Raw genomic sequence first — 3,136 nt, forward strand, 5'->3', positions numbered from 1 at the left:
GAATGAACCGCAATGGCTAAGTTGTTTCTGAACCGTTATTGCGCATCGGCGGACATGGCGACGCCGTGGCCTGGAGCTTCTACCCGGGCAAGAATCTCGGCGCCCTCGGCGACGGCGGGGCGGTCACCACCGACGACCCCGCGCTCGCGGACCGCCTCCGCGTCCTGCGCAACTATGGCTCGCGGGTCAAATACGTCAACGAGGTCCAAGGTTTCAACAGCCGTCTCGACCCGCTTCAGGCCGCCTTCCTCGCGGTGAAGCTCCGCCATCTCGATGCCTGGAACGACCGCCGCCGAGCGATCGCCGCCGCCTATCTGGACGGACTCGCCGACACCGGATTGACCCTGCCGCACGTGCCCGCCCGGGCCGACCCGGTGTGGCATCTTTTCGTCGTGCGCCACCCCGAGCGCGATGCGCTCCAGCGCAGCCTGAGCGAGGCCGGTATCGGCACCCTCATCCATTACCCGATCCCGCCGCACAAGCAGGACGCCTATGCCGACGCCGGCCATGCGGCGGATGCCTTTCCGCTCGCCGCGCGGATCGCCGACGAGGTCTTGAGTCTGCCGATGGGGCCGCAGAAGCGCAGGGCGGCAACCCCTTGCCGCCGAGACCTCGCAGGCAGCACCAAACGCCCGAGCGAACCGCAGACATCAGTTCCGGATACCCCCGCGGTTACCCGACCCTGTTTGTGTCGCGAAAAGGAAGCCCGATGAGCCACGACCAGAACTTCAAAAACCTGATCCTCGACGACCCGCGCGAGTCGATCGCCTTCTTCGCGGCGGTCGAGGCGCATGCGGTCGATGCTTTGGCACGCATCGTGCCAATTCGAGAGGAGCAGCTCAAGGAACGTCTGGGCGAGCGCTTTCGGGAGCTGGACGTGCCGCTGCTGGTCGAATGGCCGGACGGACGGCGCGCGGCACTCCTGTTCGTCATCGAGGAAGAGACCGACCCGCGGCGCTTCTGCATTCACCGGCTGGCGCATTACTGCCTCGACCTGGGCGAGTTGTTCAAGACCGAGCGCGTGGTGCCGGTGGTGATCTTCCTGCACCGCGGCGCCTATCCGCCGCGTCTGCGCTTGGGCAGCGAGAGCACCGCCTACCTGGATTTCCACTACCTCTCCAGCGCACTCTTCGCGATCCCCGCGCGCGAACACCTGAACAGTCGCAACCTGGTGGCACGGCTCGCGTTGCCGAGCATGGCCTTCGCGCCGGAGGAGAAACTCGCGGTCTACGCGCATGCCGTGCGCGGTCTGATCGAGCTGGAGCCCCATCCCGAGAAACGTCTGAAATATGCCGACTTCATCGACATCTATTCCGCCTTGGACGAGAATGAACAGCAACTCTACAGTCAACGGTATCCCCGGGAGGCTGCCGAAATGACCGGATTCGCAGAACGCTTTATCCAGCAAGGCATCGAGCAAGGCATCGAGCAAGGCATCGAGAAAGGTCACGCGCAAGGCATCGAGCAGGGCATGCGGCGTGGCGAAGCCCGCATGCTGACGTCCCTGTTGCAGTTGCGCTTCGGCGAGCTGCCCGAGGCCGCCCGGCAACGCATCGAGACCGCCGACCCGGACACCCTGCTGCGCTGGTCCGAGCGCGTGCTCACCGCCGAGAGCCTCGACGACGTCCTGCGCTGAAGCGAGTCCACGCGCCGGTTCGACCGGACCGGGGTGGCCCTCGTAGCGTGGGAGCGAGTTGACGATAGCACCCTCACGGCCCAACCTACGAACGGGCATGGCGGTTTCGACTGTCGGAGCACCCACACGATGAACCTCACCGTCCCCATCCCTGATCGGGCCGCCACGGCGCTAGCCGGACTGGCCAAGGCCCGCGGCCAGACTCCGGAACAAGTCATCGCACCCTAGTGGGGCATTACCTGGAAGACGCGGAGGACCTCGCCGACGCCCTAGAGGGCCTTGAGGACGGCGAGGCGCCGATACCGCTGGAGCAAGTGAAGCGCGACCTCGGTTTCTGACATGCCCTGGACGGTATCCCTCAAGCCACGCGCGAAGCGCCAGCTGGCGAAGCTGGATCGCCCGGTGCAGAAGCGTAGGGCGGCAACCCCTTGCCGCCGAGACCTCGCAGGCAGCACCAGACGCCCGAGCGATCCGGAGACCTCAATCCGGGCGCCCGTGTCGGCATGGGGATGCCGACCTACGGGAGATGTCGGCATGGGGATGCCGACCTACGGGGACGTGGCATGGGGATCCCGGAGGATAGGAGCGAAGCGTAGGGCGGCAACCCCTTGCCGCCGAGACTTCTCAGGCAGCGCCAAACGCCCGAGCGACCCGGATGCCTCGACTCCGGGTCCCCTCCGGGCACCCGTGTCGGCATGGGGATGCCGACCTACGGAAGATGTCGGCATGGGGATGCCGACCTACGAGAGCTTCCGGGCACCCGTGTCGGCATGGGGATGCCGACCTACGGAAGATGTCGGCATGGCGATGCCGATCTACGAGAGATCTCGGCATCGGGATGCCCACCGTCGGGAACGCGTCGGGATCCCGACCGACAATCCTTGACCCAAGTCGACGCCCGTGGTCTTATCCCGCCCCTGAGTTCAGCGCTTGAACCGCGCCTGTCCGAGCCAACAAACCGCCCCTCCGACAGCCCATACCGGCATGACAAGGTAGGGCGGTAGCGTGCCCGAAACGCCGTCCACCGCAGCGCCAACACACACCAAGACGATTTCCGGGATCAAGCATCCCGACTGCCGATTCCCGGAATACCGGTTGGGGCTGTAGGGCCGAATTCATTCGCCCCGACCCGATCACGCCGGTAGATCCTTTACGGGAAATCACCTTAGTCGCCCCTTGTCCGTCCTGTCGCCCCTAAAGCCCTGCGTCTTTGCGTAACACCCCGGAATGACCGAAGACCTCCACTACCGCGTCCTCAAGCACCTTGAGGCGCACCCCGACGGCACCCAACGCGATCTGGCCAAGGCGCTCGGCATCAGCCTGGGCAGCACCAACTTCTGCGTGCGCGCCCTCATCGATCACGGGTGGGTGAAGGTCCAGAACTTCCGCCGAAGCGACAACAAGCGCGCCTACGCCTACCTGCTCACCCCGCAGGGCATCGAGGCCAAGGCCCGCATCACCGCCCGCTTCCTGCAGCGCAAACGCGCCGAATACGAAGCC

At 65.7% G+C, this 3,136-nt stretch carries 4 protein-coding genes; 3 read left to right on the forward strand and 1 reads right to left on the reverse strand.

From position 1 onward, the window contains the following. Positions 1-38: 38 nt before the first annotated feature. Both VLR48_RS01120 and VLR48_RS01125 read left to right on the forward strand, forming a co-directional pair. Entirely contained in the window at positions 39-713 is a 675-nt protein-coding gene (locus VLR48_RS01120; protein ID WP_325290013.1) for a DegT/DnrJ/EryC1/StrS family aminotransferase, read from the forward strand. Next, positions 710-1,636, forward strand: coding sequence for a hypothetical protein (locus VLR48_RS01125; protein WP_325290014.1), 927 nt, complete (start codon positions 710-712; stop codon positions 1,634-1,636). The genes VLR48_RS01120 and VLR48_RS01125 overlap by 4 nt, the downstream gene beginning before the upstream one ends. 269 nt (positions 1,637-1,905) lie before the next feature. Here VLR48_RS01125 and VLR48_RS01130 read toward each other — a convergent pair whose 3' ends face one another. Beyond that, the gene (locus VLR48_RS01130) at positions 1,906-2,172 is read right to left on the reverse strand and encodes a hypothetical protein (RefSeq protein ID WP_325290015.1); all 267 of its coding nucleotides are present in this window, start codon (positions 2,170-2,172) and stop codon (positions 1,906-1,908) included. Between the two features lie 691 nt (positions 2,173-2,863). Here VLR48_RS01130 and VLR48_RS01135 point away from each other — a divergent pair. Beyond that, positions 2,864-3,136: MarR family EPS-associated transcriptional regulator (locus VLR48_RS01135; RefSeq protein ID WP_325290016.1), on the forward strand; the 273-nt coding region annotated here is incomplete at its 3' end.

Source organism: Thiocapsa sp. (assembly GCF_035467215.1).
Taxonomy (GTDB): Bacteria; Pseudomonadota; Gammaproteobacteria; order Chromatiales; family Chromatiaceae; genus Thiocapsa.